The 14,398-nt window shown below is 36.3% G+C and carries 20 protein-coding genes and 1 pseudogene; 17 read left to right on the top strand and 4 right to left on the bottom strand.

Translation table 11 applies throughout. The features are described 5' to 3' along the window. Positions 1 to 156: 156 nt before the first annotated feature. Positions 157 to 1,227 (top strand): GerMN domain-containing protein, encoded by a 1,071-nt coding sequence (locus KQI21_RS02295; RefSeq protein ID WP_216482385.1) that lies wholly within the window; start codon positions 157 to 159, stop codon positions 1,225 to 1,227. A 561-nt stretch (positions 1,228 to 1,788) separates the two neighbouring features. Here KQI21_RS02295 and KQI21_RS15970 read toward each other — a convergent pair. Continuing rightward, complete coding sequence (locus KQI21_RS15970; RefSeq protein WP_253291251.1) at positions 1,789 to 2,322, bottom strand: transposase; 534 nt, start codon at positions 2,320 to 2,322, stop codon at positions 1,789 to 1,791. Positions 2,323 to 3,008: 686 nt separating this feature from the next. Between KQI21_RS15970 and rph the strand changes: the two genes are divergently transcribed. Genes rph through KQI21_RS02315 form a run of 3 tightly spaced genes read left to right on the top strand, consistent with a single transcriptional unit; the run spans position 3,009 to position 4,902 of the window. Then, the gene (gene rph / locus KQI21_RS02305; RefSeq protein ID WP_216482677.1) at positions 3,009 to 3,776 is read left to right on the top strand and encodes a ribonuclease PH; all 768 of its coding nucleotides are present in this window, start codon (positions 3,009 to 3,011) and stop codon (positions 3,774 to 3,776) included. After that, positions 3,773 to 4,381, top strand: a complete 609-nt coding sequence (locus KQI21_RS02310; protein ID WP_216482386.1) for an XTP/dITP diphosphatase — start codon at positions 3,773 to 3,775, stop codon at positions 4,379 to 4,381. The genes rph and KQI21_RS02310 overlap by 4 nt, the downstream gene beginning before the upstream one ends. An 11-nt stretch (positions 4,382 to 4,392) precedes the next feature. After that, positions 4,393 to 4,902, top strand: coding sequence for a metallophosphoesterase family protein (locus tag KQI21_RS02315; protein ID WP_216482387.1), 510 nt, complete (start codon positions 4,393 to 4,395; stop codon positions 4,900 to 4,902). A 246-nt stretch (positions 4,903 to 5,148) separates the two neighbouring features. On the opposite strand, the gene KQI21_RS02320 is transcribed toward KQI21_RS02315, so the two are convergent. After that, positions 5,149 to 5,406, bottom strand: coding sequence for a hypothetical protein (locus KQI21_RS02320; RefSeq protein ID WP_216482388.1), 258 nt, complete (start codon positions 5,404 to 5,406; stop codon positions 5,149 to 5,151). Positions 5,407 to 5,473: 67 nt separating this feature from the next. Between KQI21_RS02320 and KQI21_RS02325 the strand changes: the two genes are divergently transcribed. Next, positions 5,474 to 5,629 (top strand): hypothetical protein, encoded by a 156-nt coding sequence (locus tag KQI21_RS02325; RefSeq protein WP_216482389.1) that lies wholly within the window; start codon positions 5,474 to 5,476, stop codon positions 5,627 to 5,629. A gap of 586 nt (positions 5,630 to 6,215) precedes the next feature. Continuing rightward, positions 6,216 to 6,830: pseudogene (locus KQI21_RS02330) on the top strand (IS4 family transposase). 752 nt (positions 6,831 to 7,582) lie between these two features. Here KQI21_RS02330 and KQI21_RS02335 read toward each other — a convergent pair. Further along, on the bottom strand, positions 7,583 to 7,885 hold the full coding sequence (locus tag KQI21_RS02335) for a hypothetical protein (protein WP_216482390.1): 303 nt from the start codon (positions 7,883 to 7,885) through the stop codon (positions 7,583 to 7,585). A 207-nt stretch (positions 7,886 to 8,092) separates the two neighbouring features. On the opposite strand from KQI21_RS02335, the gene KQI21_RS16640 reads away from it, so the two are divergent. Genes KQI21_RS16640 through KQI21_RS02345 form a run of 3 tightly spaced genes read left to right on the top strand, consistent with a single transcriptional unit; the run spans position 8,093 to position 8,838 of the window. Continuing rightward, on the top strand, positions 8,093 to 8,338 hold the full coding sequence (locus KQI21_RS16640) for a T7SS effector LXG polymorphic toxin (protein WP_216482391.1): 246 nt from the start codon (positions 8,093 to 8,095) through the stop codon (positions 8,336 to 8,338). Further along, positions 8,289 to 8,429: a hypothetical protein gene (locus KQI21_RS16645; protein ID WP_373687621.1), complete on the top strand. Its 141-nt coding sequence runs from the start codon at positions 8,289 to 8,291 to the stop codon at positions 8,427 to 8,429. Before KQI21_RS16640 ends, KQI21_RS16645 begins: the two co-directional genes overlap by 50 nt. Beyond that, the gene (locus tag KQI21_RS02345; protein ID WP_216482392.1) at positions 8,377 to 8,838 is read left to right on the top strand and encodes a T7SS effector LXG polymorphic toxin; all 462 of its coding nucleotides are present in this window, start codon (positions 8,377 to 8,379) and stop codon (positions 8,836 to 8,838) included. The genes KQI21_RS16645 and KQI21_RS02345 overlap by 53 nt, the downstream gene beginning before the upstream one ends. Before the next feature lie 573 nt (positions 8,839 to 9,411). Here KQI21_RS02345 and KQI21_RS02350 read toward each other — a convergent pair. Further along, on the bottom strand, positions 9,412 to 9,627 hold the full coding sequence (locus KQI21_RS02350; RefSeq protein ID WP_216482393.1) for a helix-turn-helix domain-containing protein: 216 nt from the start codon (positions 9,625 to 9,627) through the stop codon (positions 9,412 to 9,414). Between the two features lie 143 nt (positions 9,628 to 9,770). Between KQI21_RS02350 and KQI21_RS02355 the strand changes: the two genes are divergently transcribed. The 8 genes from KQI21_RS02355 (at position 9,771) to KQI21_RS02390 (ending at position 14,391) form a co-directional block, all read left to right on the top strand. Next, on the top strand, positions 9,771 to 10,223 hold the full coding sequence (locus KQI21_RS02355) for a hypothetical protein (protein ID WP_216482394.1): 453 nt from the start codon (positions 9,771 to 9,773) through the stop codon (positions 10,221 to 10,223). Then, entirely contained in the window at positions 10,217 to 10,513 is a 297-nt protein-coding gene (locus KQI21_RS02360; protein WP_216482396.1) for a hypothetical protein, read from the top strand. The genes KQI21_RS02355 and KQI21_RS02360 overlap by 7 nt, the downstream gene beginning before the upstream one ends. Positions 10,514 to 10,515: 2 nt before the next feature. Beyond that, positions 10,516 to 10,737 carry a hypothetical protein gene (locus KQI21_RS02365; RefSeq protein WP_216482398.1) on the top strand — a complete coding sequence of 74 codons (222 nt, stop codon included), beginning with the start codon at positions 10,516 to 10,518 and terminating at the stop codon, positions 10,735 to 10,737. Positions 10,738 to 11,132: 395 nt separating this feature from the next. Then, positions 11,133 to 11,573: a hypothetical protein gene (locus tag KQI21_RS02370; protein ID WP_216482399.1), complete on the top strand. Its 441-nt coding sequence runs from the start codon at positions 11,133 to 11,135 to the stop codon at positions 11,571 to 11,573. Between the two features lie 721 nt (positions 11,574 to 12,294). Beyond that, a complete protein-coding gene (locus tag KQI21_RS02375) occupies positions 12,295 to 12,477 on the top strand; it encodes a DUF5659 domain-containing protein (protein WP_216482401.1) in 183 nt (60 codons plus the stop codon). A 55-nt stretch (positions 12,478 to 12,532) separates the two neighbouring features. After that, positions 12,533 to 13,018, top strand: coding sequence for a hypothetical protein (locus KQI21_RS02380; RefSeq protein ID WP_216482403.1), 486 nt, complete (start codon positions 12,533 to 12,535; stop codon positions 13,016 to 13,018). A 100-nt stretch (positions 13,019 to 13,118) separates the two neighbouring features. Beyond that, positions 13,119 to 13,373, top strand: coding sequence for a helix-turn-helix domain-containing protein (locus tag KQI21_RS02385; RefSeq protein WP_216482404.1), 255 nt, complete (start codon positions 13,119 to 13,121; stop codon positions 13,371 to 13,373). A 67-nt stretch (positions 13,374 to 13,440) separates the two neighbouring features. Beyond that, positions 13,441 to 14,391 carry a hypothetical protein gene (locus tag KQI21_RS02390; RefSeq protein ID WP_216482406.1) on the top strand — a complete coding sequence of 317 codons (951 nt, stop codon included), beginning with the start codon at positions 13,441 to 13,443 and terminating at the stop codon, positions 14,389 to 14,391. The last annotated feature ends 7 nt before the right edge of the window (positions 14,392 to 14,398 follow it).

Genomic DNA, 14,398 nt, shown 5'->3' on the forward strand with positions numbered 1-14,398 from the left:
TTCTGTTCAAGATAAAAATACTTCTTGAATAAAGTTTTCCTTTACTAGGGGGTTCTGCGTCAAAGACTTGGTTTCAGACAAGTTTTCTAATAAGCTTGGTCTATTTTACTGTGTGCTTGTATATATATAGTACAAACTATCGTAGGAGGGGAATACATGCATAAGCGCGGAATACTAATAGCTGGTATGGTCACTTTTTCCATGATTTTAACCGGGTGCTTTCAAGGGGAACAGTCTTTGGAGGAAGAAATGGATCCACCACAAAATGCAAAGCCCGTTGATAAATTGGATGAATCTAAAAATGACAAGCAGCAGGGAGAAGAAGATAAAAAAACAGCAAGTGAAACGGTTGCACGTGAATTATATTTATTAGATGCCAATGGAATGGTAGCTTCGCAAACTTTGGAATTACCGACTCCAGATTCATATACGGTAGCTTCACAAGTATTGCAATATTTAGTGAAGGATGGTCCTGTTTCTGAACTGCTGCCTAATGGCTTTCAAGCTGTATTGCCAGCAGGAACAGAGGTACTGGGAGTAAATTTGCAAGAGGATGGTACGATTGTAGTTGATTTATCAAAAGAATTTGCTAATTATGAAGCAGAAGATGAGAAAAAAATTCTTGAAGCTATCACATACTCGTTAACACAATTTGAAAATGTAAAAAGTGTTCAGTTGCAGATGCAAGGAAAGGCGCTAAAGGAAATGCCAGTGGATGGTACCCCAATTGGTAAAGGATATTCACGAGCTAATGGTATTAATGTAAGTGACGAAGGAGCAGCAAATTTAATTGAAAGTCAAACAGTTACGATGTTCTACCCAGCTGAACATAACGAAAATCGCTATTATGTACCTGTAACTCAATATGTGGAGCAAAAGGAAGATATTGATGAATTACGCGCAGTTGTTGAAAAGCTTATTGAGGGGCCGGGGCTGGAAAAGAATGTGACACAAGTATTTGACCCTAAAACAACATTGACAAATAATCCTTCCTTAAAAGATGGTATTTTACATTTAGAGTTTAATGATGAAATATTGATGGATGGTAAAAAATCAGTTATTTCTGATGAAGTGATGGAAACGATTGTACGAACAATGACGGAAATAAATGGAGTAGATGCTGTACAAGTTGGCGTAGAAAATGTAGAAAAGCTAGTAAATGAAAATGGAGAAGCTTATACAAAACCAGTAACAAAAGAACAATTCACACCGACAGAAAAATTATAACTCAAGGGAGGCTTATCGATTAGGCCTCTTTTTTCTTGTCTTTAAAATTCATATAGGTCACCCTGCTAAATATCATGTATTTCTATAGTGCTTTTGATAAAAAATATGTTAAGCTAAGGATTGTACAAGGAGGAATAAGTCTGAAATAACCTATAATTACTTTTTAAATTAAAACGACATACCAAATAAGCCATCACAGATGACTTTTAAAAAAATTATAAACGGGATAGCATTTATCTAAGTTACTGTAGTTTCCGGCATAGCAATACGAAAACTTTGAGATTTTGTAAGGGCAATAGCTTGTTCTACCGTTATCTCACGATTTACAGGAAGAACATCTGATTTTCTATATAATCTGGGTTATAAGATTCTTTTTTCTTCAAAATGTGGTAAATTGCAGTTAACAGCATTCGTGCTATGGCGATAATGGCACGCTTGTGACCGCGACGCTTTTTAATGCGTAAGTAGCGGTTTCGGATTTCGGGATGCTTTTCGCTTTTGACTACAGCGGTAGCGCACTGTACCAAAAGAGGTTTGATATATACTCCAGCTCTCGACACCCTAACTGACTTTTTCTCTGCCGGCACTTTCGTTATTCGTTGGTGTAAGCCCTGCCCAGGAACACAAATGCTTAGCTGTCGGGAACACGTCCATAGAAACTCCGATCTCAGAAACCACGGCAATGGCAGAGAAGATGTTTTTAAAAGACGGAACAGTTAAGATCAAGTTAATTTCTTCCATATAGGGCTCGGCAAGAGAAAGTATCAGTTCTTCAAGGTCAGCTTTTCGTGCTTGAAGGTTTTCAACATGCTGATTAATAACCGTTAGCTTACCAGCTTGTTCGGGTGTGATAAAACCTTCGATGGCAAGTTTCAGTTCTGGGATTTTTTTATCCATGGAACCGTGAATAAGAGACTTTATTTCAAATTCTGTGTTCGTTGGATCTTCCAGTAGTTTACGGATGATGTTCATAGAACTTTCGCCAAACATATCTGAAACTACACTGCCAAGTTGGATGTTTGAAACCGTCAAGCTGTTTTGAAACCGATTCTTTTCACTTGTTCTAAAATTCGTCAACTTAAAACGATAACGCATGAGGTCACGAAGTTGTCGAATCGCTAATGGAGCATAAAGCTTCCGGATACAAGGTCATGCTTGAATAAATCAGTAATCCATTTGGCATATTTTTATCCGTCTTTTTGCCACGGATAGCATTAACGTATTTCGGATGTCCAAAGTGATGTTGCAGGAATCCTCTAATATATTAAACACGGGAATCCAGTATTCCCCAGTAGATCCCATACAGACATCCTTAAAATTGTTTTCACAAAGCCATTGTGACAGCTCATCCAGCCCTTTGGTGAAGGTTGAAAAGCGATGGCGTTTGTAGGAAGTAACTCCTTTTTTGTTTGTTGAAGCGATACAAGCAACAACAAAGGTTTTTGTGGACATCAATTCCACAGCATATTGGGTAAAATTTTTAAACCCATAAATGTATTTCCTTTCTAGAATAAACAGGGATAGAACAGTATTGATTGATTGCCCGGCTATAAACGAGCATGTTTATACAAAGATAAGTCTGCGTGCTTAAAATCACACTTATTTGTGCTTGAAAAGGCAACCTACACATATAATAATGCGGTCACTCGGTACAGCACCTCACGTGATTTGTAGTTAACTGAGCATCCCTATACATCTAGAATAATAAAAAAATCGCTCGGCACAAGTACATTTCATGCAGTTTTGTGCCTTGAGCGAGAGCGAAAGGAATGGTTATAATAATGAGAAGTGATCAACGTAATGTAAATAGTTTACGACCAATAACAATTATAACTGATTTTCTTCAGCATCCGGAAGGTTCTGTGCTGATTCAGATAGGTAATACAAAGGTGATATGTAATGCCAGTATTGAAGATCGGGTTCCTCCGTTTATGCGTGGCCAAGGGAAGGGCTGGATTACTGCGGAATATGCGATGCTACCTCGAGCAACGGAACAAAGAAATATTAGGGAATCGTCCAAGGGAAAAGTAAGTGGGAGAACAATGGAAATCCAACGGTTAATTGGCAGAGCACTTCGCTCTGTCGTTGATTTGGATAGTATTGGTGAACGGACGGTTTGGGTCGATTGTGATGTTATTCAGGCAGATGGAGGAACAAGGACTGCTTCCATAACTGGAGCGTTTGTTGCAGTTGCCTTGGCTTTGGCAAAGCTGGTAAATGATAAAGTGATACCTAACATGCCAATCACGGATTTCCTTGCTGCCACTTCCGTAGGTGTCATGCCGGATGGTCAGGAAATTTTGGACTTAAATTATGTGGAAGATTCCCAAGCATATGTTGATATGAATATTGTAATGACTGGCTCCGGTGAATTTGTAGAAATTCAGGGTACAGGAGAAGAAGCAACTTTTACAGGTAAACAGTTGAATGTTATGTTGCAATTAGCTGAAGAAGGATTACTCACACTGTTTGACAAACAACGTGAAGCATTAGGAAGTGTTGCCGAACTAATTGATCAACGCATTTCCCAAAAAGGAGAAACAGAATGAAACGTGTGATTATTGCTACGAAAAATGAAGGAAAAGCAACGGAGTTTAAGGAGCTTTTTAGAGCTTATCAGATTCAGGCTGTTTCATTAAACGACTTAAAAGAGTTGCCTGATGTGGAAGAAACAGGCTCTACATTTGAAGAAAATGCCACCTTAAAAGCAGAAACAATTGCTTCCCTTTTATCTTTACCTGTTATTGCAGATGATTCAGGTTTAGTAATTGATGCTTTAGATGGTAGACCTGGTGTTTATTCAGCAAGGTATGCCGGTGAAGAAAAAAATGATCAGGCCAATATAAACAAGGTTTTGTCAGAACTAAAAAATATTCCTGAAAATAAGAGAACAGCAAAGTTTGTTTGTGTGCTAGCTTTTGCAAAGCCTGGTATGGAAACAATGTTGTACAAAGGATATTGTCACGGTAGAATTGCCAACTCGCCAATAGGAACAAACGGTTTCGGTTATGATCCAATTTTTATACCAGATGCCAGACAGTTAACGATGGCTCAGTTGACCCAAGAGCAGAAGAATGCCATTAGCCACCGTCATCATGCACTTAAACAACTAGAAGCAAGTCTTAAAGAACAGGATATAATTTTTGAAAGATAGGATGAAGGTCAATGCCAAAAGTACTTATATTGAGTGATAGTCATGGATTAAAAAAAGAACTTGAGATTATTAAGGATCGACATCAAGTGGATTATATGATTCATTGCGGCGATTCAGAATTGGGACTTGATGATAAGGAAATGTCTGGCTTTTATTCCGTTAAGGGTAATTGCGATGTAGATACGCGCTATCCTGAGGAGCAAACTTTGACAGTTGATGGACTTGGTTTCTTAATAGTCCACGGCCATTTGCACTCCATTAAAAGTAATTTATTGCAGGTTGCTTATCGAGCGGAGGAGTTAGGGGCACAAATCATTTGCTTTGGTCATACACATGTCGCTTTTAGAGAGCAACATGGTAAACAATTGTTTATTAACCCCGGCAGTATCCGACTACCACGTGGAAGAAAAGAAAAAACATATGTTATTTTAGAATGGGATGTAAAAGAAAATATACACGTTCATTTTTACACGACTGACGGCGACCGCTTAAAAGAAATGAATTATACAGCCTCATTGTAATTATTTAAGTATATACAAAAAGCTCACTTATCTTTAGTGATATGCTCCCCTTAGCTGGACAGATTAAAAAATAAAATCTGTTGACTTGAAGGGGAGTTTTTTGTGTAAATAAACGGTTTTCCAAAGAGGGAAAAGAGGAAATATTGTGATATTTAATTAGGAGGGAGTAATTACAAGGGCTTATTTTCGCCGAATGGTAGGAAGAAAGAAAATAAAGGATGGTCATTAAAATTAATCAGCCATCCTTTACGTAACGTCAATTTGAATTTGCGGATCGTTCATCGCATTAGAAATGGTTTGCTGCCAGCGTTGAAATGTTTCGTTTCGAACACCATAAATAATCGCACCAGCTGCACTCATAGCAAGCAATAAAGTCATCATATTTCTACGATTATTTATTGAAATCACCACCTTGTTTTTAAAATTTTTCCTAGAATATGTTGTAGTTGTAACAGTATTATTAATATATTCGCTAATAATATGCTGGAATGATTTTCCACGCATTTAGATTGTGAGTATTCTTAGAAAAATTGGTTAAGCTAATTATGATCAATTTGAAAGGAGAATTAGCTTGAAGGATAGAAAATTTTTTCTTGGTTTTTTATCGATCGTTATGTCGTTAGCTTTCTTATTTGGATGTGACGGAGTCGATGAAGATGAACCAGATCCAACAGAAGAACCGTCTGAACAGCAGCAGGAGAATAATAACGATGAAAATAATAGATAAGAATCCTATTCCCAAAAGTTTAAAAAGACTTTTGGGAATAGGATTAAAACACGAAATTTCAATTTAATGACACCAATTATGAGTAAATAAATTTGGACTTTTCGTTAGTCTTAAAAAGCTGATTATGGGATAGATTAATAGTAAGACCTATACATCCTGCTGAAAGGAAAGACCTTTAGTAAAAGTAAAATAAATAGCAATATCATTATTAACTCCTCATCAAAAGTTAACATTTATAAAGGTTATCTAAAAGGTAATGGAAAACATGCCGCATCCAAATTTAAGGATGGAGCAAAACTATTATCCTATCATACAGCGAGAAAAGAACATTCATATGTAGGAGTGCTTAAAGATGAATATATCATGGTGGATGTTGATGATATAGAAGAGACTGAAATACTTCTCGACATAGTCGAAGACAAAGATATTCAATGCTCAGTCTTAGAAACAACCACGGAATGCACTTTTATTTTCGTGGCTATGATCTAACTGCTAATAAAATAAAATGATACTCCAATATTGGTATTTATTGTGATTACAAACTTGGTATTAAAAATACAGTGGATCCCATTTACGACTAGTATTCATGGATAAGGGTACCGTTTATCCAGAAAAGGCAGTGATTACGCCCACGAAAGAACATGACAGGAACCAACTGGAGGTTCTTGTGGATGATAAAGAAGCCGTGTATGTGTTTGATCGCGGCTATGTAGACGATGAACGTTTTGATCGAATGACAGATGATGGCTATTTCTTCGTTTCAAGACTAAAGAAGAATCCCGTCATTCGTGAAGTTTATTCTTTTTCACTTCCTGATGATAATACGGTTCTATCCGACAAAACGGTCTACATCGGAACGACAAAAAAACGCACAGAAAACGTCTTTCGTCTCCTTGAAGTCATGGATACAAAGGGAAATCTGTACGTTTAATCACGAATCGCTGATTCAAGTGCCGAAGAAATCAGTGGCATTTACCGATCTCGCCGGGCAATTGAACTATTTTTCAAATGGCTGAAGCAACATGTAGAAATAAAGCACTTTTATGGAATGAGCGAAACTGCTGTACAGAATCAAGTGTTTTTAGCGCTCATTACCTACTGCTTGCATATTCTCGTCCAACTTGAGATAAGAAGTAAAAAATCTCTACTGCGAATTGCTCGCCGGTTAAAGAGAGCGTTCTGGAAACCATCCTACGTCTGAACTAGAAAGTTTGAAGGAAGATCCAGTCCGTAAATCAGCTGTTGCCGTTGTCGCCTTGGGTTAATTGTATATTTTTATCAAATGGACAGTGCCAACTTTCTTCAGGTTTTGACTTTTTGGCTCAAAATCATAGAAGGTCGTTAACTGAATATTCTTGTTTTTTTATGTAATGCTAGTGACTAAAAATATTAAAAACAAAAATAAGCGTGGTACCTTCTCCATTTTATGGTGGTTACCATACTTATTTTTTTACTTACTGGGTTTTGTCCCAACCTCATACGTAAAAAAGAGGAATGATTAAGGTGAAGGTTCAAAAATAATATGTCTTAGTAAAATTTATATACTTTGTTTAAATTTACTTGTAAAGGGTAACTCTCCTTGCGCTGTCTAGCTTTAGTTCAGTTTAATCGTTAATCTAGGGCTATTTATCATTCCCCTTTTTCTCACGTCTATGGAGAACGTTATTAAGTTTTATACAGAAACTAATTACCTTTTGGTTATTCTGTCGTAAAAATATAGAAGAAAATATAGTCCTTATCATGATCATGGTTAAAGGGATTTATTTAGTTGTTAAATTTAACATAACAAGGCGTATACAATAGAAGTAGTATTTATAGACGGTAACTATACATTTTGAATTATCGCTATTTCCGAGTGTGAAGCGAGTAAGCGTAAGGTGTCCATTGCCTTCTTCAAATTAACTCGTCTTTGAAGGAAAATAGTGGGATGTTACACTGCTCCACAAACATTAACTAATCATGGCGTTTTTTACGTTTTTTACGTTTTTCTTCATCAATATCAATATCAACACGTTCTCTTTCATCAATATCAACATCAACGGAAGAATTACCACTTCTAATGACTTTAGCAATATTCAAATTACGGTTTTTATTTTTTAGATTATTATCATTATCATTGTCATTATCATTATCTACTCGGATGTCGCTATCAAAATCTACGTCCGCTCTTGCATCAGCGTCAGCATTAGCGTCTGAAAAACTGAACTCTTCTTCTCTACGCTTGTTTCTTTTTTTCTTATTTGCTTTCCTCCACATATAGATTTACCTCCTTCATTATTTTCGTTCTAATTTATCTTATTCGTTATTTACTTTTTGGAGTTGGCTTTTATCTTGAGTAAATAGTCTCTTTTAATTACATAATACAAATTAAAAAAGAGTTAATTTCCATAAACAATTCAATAAATTTTGCACTTTTAGTATAATGCAACTAACAGGGGAATTAAGTTTCAACTAAGATGGGAGATGTCAGTCAAGGCGCTTTATGTAGGGGAATGTCATAGCCTTATCGACAAAACATTAGCGCAGGCTAAACAGATACATACACAAATCAAAAACGTCCAGAAAAGCATAGAAGGCATTATAGCCTTAGAGGAAGCTTTTAAAGGGAAAACAGCTAAATTCTATTCGAACATTTTACAAAGAGGCACACAAGCCATTTCTGTTGTTTCTAGAGGGGTTCATCGCCAATTACTCGGATACGTTACGTGAAATAAAACAGTCCGTTGATGAACTGGAACCGGACAGGAATGGAGTTATTTCGAGAGGACTTTCTTGCGGGTGGTGTTCAGCGAGGACTTAAACGGGCAGAACATGCAATGATGCTAACCGATGAAGCAAATGCCGTCCTCCGATCAGTCAGAGATATTATTAACATTCGGAATATAGATGACGGAGAGTTCCTGGATAAAGTACAACATGCAAAGAAAATGACTCATCAAACGATTGAAAAGCTTCGGCACAATACAGCTAAGCTAGAGCCTGTGGAGCAAGATCTTCATACAATGAAAGGCTATGTAAGTCAAATTAGAGAACTAGGAAACAGTGGTCAGATAAATATTGCAACGTGCCAGGCAAGAAAGATAGCTGATCAAAAGATTCATCAGAAACTGATGCAAGGTCTCGTGAAAAAGGCTGGAAAGAATGCCATAGATTTAGAAGTAATCATGGGGGAGCTTGAAAACGGTGATTTTCAAAGTTTATTCCACTAGCAGCGATTCCCATTAATTATTTGCAGAAACATTTTGGGCTGAAAACAATGAATTACAGCTATCGTGCTATGCATGCCGTTTTAGCAGCAACAGGAGATAGTTTAACTGTAGATGAATTTGCCACGCTTAAGCATCAGATTGTTTCAAAAGTAAAGTTTTCGGATTAAAGGGAGTAAGACAAGGAATTTATTACGTGAGTAATCATCAAGCTAGATGTATTTGTTTGTCTAACTATATAATAAGGAATTGCTTTGCTTTTTTAAATCATGAGCAAATCGGTATCCTATTGATATCTTTTTAGAATTTACGTACCCCACTTAACAAAATAAAAACCCTTGTAAACACAGTGTTTACAAGGGTTCCTCAATACGTCCCAGGAGAGATTCGAACTCCCGACCCACAGCTTAGAAGGCGTTCTGTTATAAATACGCACACTTATACGCACACTCAAACGTTATTCTGACGGGTGTAGTAACGATATATAAAGTCTCACAGCTAACTAATACGGCTTACATACTCCGAATATTTAGTCTTACAGCGCAATTATAACAGTTTATCTAAATTTTGTCATTATTATTCTTCGTCAACCAATACTAAGATTTCATCTACTGACTTTAAATTTAATTCATTAACTATTTTTGTTAAAACTTCAATTGGAATTTGTTTACTTTTATTATGGTAGAGATCATGTATTGTTGCTCTCCTAACTCCAATGGCATCCGCAAGTTGTGCTTGAGTATAACCTTTTTCTTTTAATACCTCATCTAATCTTATTTTTATCTTCTTCATATAAGTTCTCTCCTTATTTGTTTTTCTTAGTACAAGTATAAATTTAATTACGAAAATAGTAAATTCATTATTGACAATTACGAAAATCGTAATTATAATAGATGTATAAATTACGAAAAACGTAATCAGAGGAGCGAATCAAAATGAAAACAATTAATGACAACAACGGAACTGTAACAATCACTGCAAACTACGGAGAAGTAGCCGTTTTGCAACTTGCGCTTAGCAAGTTAATTGCGTACTCAGATGAAAAAGAAGTGGAAACGCTAGCGACTCGACTGCTTCACGAAGTTAGTAATCCGGAAGTAAATAACTCGGAGGGCAAGTGTGCGCACTGCAACAACGGAATTCTAGACGTTAACAACGCATGGCACGGGATTGGCGAAGCTGAATCGGAAAAGTACGTCGTTTGTTCACTCGCCTGCCTAGCGAAACATACTAAAAGGCGACAAGCTATCCGAGACTACCTATACCAATACGTACACCCGGCGCAGTTACCGGAATGGGTCGAGGAAATACTTTTAGATTATAATTACTCGCCGGAACAACTAGACGAAATCAAAAAAGAACTACGAGAGGTTGGATATACATGTTAAATTACTATAACGAAATAAACAAGCTACGCCAAAAGATAAACGAAGATTTTGAGTTTTACCGCAAGAAAAACAGCTTGATTGATCGGAGGCTTAATGAACTAGGCAAGCGAGGGGATATCCGAAGGACAGCCGACGAAATGCAAGAACTGTTAAAGCAACGTCAGAAAGTAAAAGACGCTTCACTACAATTAATGCCGATATGGGATTTGTTTAGGCACGGTTGGGACGAAGCAGAAGAACGCTTTCAAAGAGCATTAAGTTATTCAAAAAATTCGAAAGGGGAGAATTAAAAATGAAAAAAGAAACGGCACAAGTAGTAGTTAAAAAGACGGTTGTAGGCTGGTTCAACGTGTATTTATTCGACGGGGAAAAACAAGTCGGCTGGGGGAACGTATCTCCGCAGCGGTTCGTAGAGTTGTTTCCGGGCAAGTCGCTCGACTTTAGGTTAATGGCGGAGGAGGTTACGCAAGGACAAGTCGATAGGATTTTCGGGGCGGGTGTTTTAGTGGCGTGAAAGGAAAAAGCGAGGGACGAAATTAGGAAGTTGTTGGAAAATATAAACTTTAATTTAATTGACCCAAATTTTCATTTTTACGATCTATATAAAGTAAGAGGGCAGAAAAAGTAAAGATAGTTGCCCCACTTTTGGCAATCAATGTGGCAATAAGTAGTAGGGGAGAAAAATAATCGTAAAAGTACGCAACTTTGCTATGGATTTTCGTTTATATAGATGAATGATAGAAAATCGAATGTCCCAAACAGTGGTAGTTACTAGGGAATGTAAAGTAGGGGATGAAAAAATTAAATTTATTTGTACCAAATTTATCAATTTGCGTCGTGTGCATAGTAGAGGGCATTACGGGGCTTTGCTTCGTTAATATAAAAAACAATTTAAAGGAGAGATTTTTAATGGAAAACGTAATGAGCAGTAAAAAAATCGAATTAATAAGAGAGTTTATGTCTACTGGTCAAGATGAGGAAGTAGTACAGGACGATTGGGCGGGTTTTTTAGTAGATGACGCAGTTATAGAAGTTATACACGAATCAGAGTTTGTTAAGTATATTTGCGAGAGAATAGAAAGCACCTTAAATATTTATGACTTTGATATAAATTTCCTAGAAAGAGCTACCGGGGTAAGTAAAAATGTTTTCGAGTCCTTAAAAAAGGAGTGTTTCGAAAATACGTACAGTCAAGCAGTAGCTTCTATTATCGCAAACACAAAAGGCGTAATAGAGACGGCAAAACTAGCACTTTATTATTACGGGATAAACCATTTTTTCGGATTATCTGGAAGAAGAGAACCAGATTATAAAACAGACGATGGTTTTTGCTTGTGGGTCGTTAACTGATCCGCAAGTTTCTCTTTGTACTATAGGGCGGGCGAGTGCGTAAGCAATGATTTCGGAAATTACGTGTAGTTATGGGGCATTTCCACTACGTTTCATTTGCCCCCAAGCCTTTTTTGCAAAAGCCTTGTATCGTCCAGTACTTATATTACTTTATCGGAGTTACTTATTTTTGGAAACAGATCAAATAATACATAGCCCGGCTTGTAAGTGATTTTCTTACAAGACGTAGGTTTTTAGATGTCGTAGATACATGACGCAAATACATGGCGGACATATAAAACGCATGTTGTTTCCAACCTTTTTCGGCGGTATATGTACTATGTATTTTTCGGAGTATCTTTTAACGTAAGTGGGACTGATATAGAAGATGAGTAAGCAAATCCGAAAATCAAAGAAAAAAGGAGTAAAATATTGATATATAGGTGTATTTTGACGATAAACGAGATTTTAAAATGCACACAAAATGGTACCTATTTTTTCGATAATGCACACAAAATGGTACCTATTTTTTAATATGGAAAAACCAAGAACTACAATGTAAATTTTCTGTGACAATTTTAGTTTTTACCCTGTATTTTTGCCGTTTAGTTGTCTTATATAGATGCGGGAGGGCGAGTTTGGAGGTTGTTCGTTCTTTCTTTATATTTTCAAACTTTACTGTAATTACATGCAGTAATTATTTTAAATGGCGACACTTTTACAATAGTAGGGAGGGTTTAAAATGGCTGATAAAAAATATAAAGTTATATTGAATATAGCAGTTGCTAGATACCTACTCAAGAAAGGGTTTATTATTAAAGATGTTAAGCCATCAGTAAAAATTAGAGGGAGAGTAGCATTTGTCTTTGAGTTAACACCGGAATTAAAACAAACCCTCTTACATTATAGTGAAAACAAAAAATAGTAAGTTTACAACCTCTTAAACAACTAATAAAACCACAAAAAGGGGAAATGTAGAGATGGAACCGGGAACAGGGGCGAAACAATTCGCAAAGGAATATTATGGTGTAACAAACGAAATAGACATTATTACCGTTCTGCAAAAATTGAATTACGAAGGTCTACACAGTATAAGCGTCGATAACCGAATGAAGAAATGTGTTTACTGCGGTTATTATTGGAGAGACGATAGTTTACGTAATACTAAAAAGACGTGCTGCGAGGAATGCCATCGGGGTAAAAAGACATTACAAAGACGTAAGCAGAGGGCAGATAAAGCCTTAACAAATCCTAATAAGAGGACACAAAAAGACGACTACATAAGTTGGTTAGACTATCCTTTTTGGATTGGCGAAAGTTCTATGGAAAATGTAACTGCAAATTACGAAGTGTCTTACAGTATTGATCACATCGATTATATTTACACTAAAAATCGAATATACGGAGAAGGAAACAGGAAAAGAGTTACGGAAAATATAGACTATGATGAAATGGATTACGATTAATTTAAAATAGCGACACTTTTACATATATAGAGGGGCTATAAACAAAGGCTATTTTTTTAGCCTAATTACTAGATAAAAATAAAGAAAGGAGGTAGTTTAATTGAGTGATTTCCCGATTGAACATAATAGTTTATATGTTATTAGGAAAGTATATCGACTAACTATGGCAGAGATGGCGAAAATACTCGAGGTGAGTCCAACTTATATAAACGCCATTGAAAAAGAACGAGAACCTTTGACGGACAATATACGTTTAAAATTAATTAAGCAATTCAAATTAAATCCTGCAAGATTAGCTGAAATAAACGCTATTCACGATAGGTACACATATCAACTAAATACTTTAACTAATTGATAAAGCGCTAGGTACTTAAGGTAACCGGCGTTTTTATATTTTATATTTTTAGGAGTGATCAACTAAAATGACAACCAATAATTATCGTGATTTTAAGGCAGAACAGCAGGCGTACAAGGAATTAAATCCAAAAACACGGAAACAAGTCGTAGAAATGACGCAAAACTTTATTATGCAGGACGGAGTAGCAATTGACTTGGAAACAGGCGAAGTAATTACGGATAAGTTATATATCGAGCCTAAGATTAACGGCGAAGTATTTAAAGGTAAGCAGACGGTTGACAATTTAGCCAAACATCAAACGGTACACGGCGGCTTTGTATTTGCGTTTTTTGAGGCATACAGATCAATGCACGAGAGATTCCCATTTTTAAGTAAATCGGACTTAGCTAGATTAATGTTTGTTGGGACGTATATAAGTTGGGAAACTAATCACTTGGTATACGATAATGGTAGACCGATAAACAAGAAAAACCTAGGGGAGTTGTTAGGGATGAGCCGTAATGCTTATGCAACTTTTTATAGGTCTTTAACAAAAAACGGAATACTGTCCGAAGCTGAAACAGGGTTGATTGTCGACTCTTCATTGTTTTTCCGTGGCGACCTTAGTAACGCACCAGAGCAAACTAAGAATTTACAGTACACACGAATGTTCCGAAAAACAATCCGGGACTTGTATAACATGTTCAATGGGCGAAGTATTAAAAAACTAAGTGTAATCTATGAAATTTTACCATATGTAAATTTTAACTATAATATAATCTGCCATAATCCAAGTGAAGTACAACAGGATAAAATCACACCTATGACAATAAAAGAATTAGCTCAAAAGTTAGGCTATGCGGATTATCGTAAATTAATGCGAGCGTTAAGAGATATAAAAATAGACGATATTTCTGTATTCGGTTTTTTCTCTGTTGAAAGAGACTCCCGGAAAAAGAAAGTAGTTGTTAATCCAGCGGTAGTTTATGCGGGGAACGGCAAGCATTTAGAAGCAATAAAAATACTATTTCGATAATAAACGC

The organism is Virgibacillus proomii, from assembly GCF_018916875.1.
Classification (GTDB): Bacteria; Bacillota; Bacilli; order Bacillales; family Amphibacillaceae; genus Virgibacillus; species Virgibacillus proomii_B.

Coding starts and splice junctions, on each gene's coding strand:
- KQI21_RS02295 (WP_216482385.1), top strand. CDS start 157: ATGCATAAGCGCGGAATACTAATAGCTGGTATGGTCACTTTTTCCATG.
- KQI21_RS15970 (WP_253291251.1), bottom strand. CDS start 2,322: ATGCGTTATCGTTTTAAGTTGACGAATTTTAGAACAAGTGAAAAGAAT.
- rph (WP_216482677.1), top strand. CDS start 3,009: ATGAGAAGTGATCAACGTAATGTAAATAGTTTACGACCAATAACAATT.
- KQI21_RS02310 (WP_216482386.1), top strand. CDS start 3,773: ATGAAACGTGTGATTATTGCTACGAAAAATGAAGGAAAAGCAACGGAG.
- KQI21_RS02315 (WP_216482387.1), top strand. CDS start 4,393: ATGCCAAAAGTACTTATATTGAGTGATAGTCATGGATTAAAAAAAGAA.
- KQI21_RS02320 (WP_216482388.1), bottom strand. CDS start 5,406: ATGCGTGGAAAATCATTCCAGCATATTATTAGCGAATATATTAATAAT.
- KQI21_RS02335 (WP_216482390.1), bottom strand. CDS start 7,885: ATGTGGAGGAAAGCAAATAAGAAAAAAAGAAACAAGCGTAGAGAAGAA.
- KQI21_RS16640 (WP_216482391.1), top strand. CDS start 8,093: ATGTCAGTCAAGGCGCTTTATGTAGGGGAATGTCATAGCCTTATCGAC.
- KQI21_RS02345 (WP_216482392.1), top strand. CDS start 8,377: ATGGAGTTATTTCGAGAGGACTTTCTTGCGGGTGGTGTTCAGCGAGGA.
- KQI21_RS02350 (WP_216482393.1), bottom strand. CDS start 9,627: ATGAAGAAGATAAAAATAAGATTAGATGAGGTATTAAAAGAAAAAGGT.
- KQI21_RS02355 (WP_216482394.1), top strand. CDS start 9,771: ATGAAAACAATTAATGACAACAACGGAACTGTAACAATCACTGCAAAC.
- KQI21_RS02360 (WP_216482396.1), top strand. CDS start 10,217: ATGTTAAATTACTATAACGAAATAAACAAGCTACGCCAAAAGATAAAC.
- KQI21_RS02365 (WP_216482398.1), top strand. CDS start 10,516: ATGAAAAAAGAAACGGCACAAGTAGTAGTTAAAAAGACGGTTGTAGGC.
- KQI21_RS02370 (WP_216482399.1), top strand. CDS start 11,133: ATGGAAAACGTAATGAGCAGTAAAAAAATCGAATTAATAAGAGAGTTT.
- KQI21_RS02375 (WP_216482401.1), top strand. CDS start 12,295: ATGGCTGATAAAAAATATAAAGTTATATTGAATATAGCAGTTGCTAGA.
- KQI21_RS02380 (WP_216482403.1), top strand. CDS start 12,533: ATGGAACCGGGAACAGGGGCGAAACAATTCGCAAAGGAATATTATGGT.
- KQI21_RS02390 (WP_216482406.1), top strand. CDS start 13,441: ATGACAACCAATAATTATCGTGATTTTAAGGCAGAACAGCAGGCGTAC.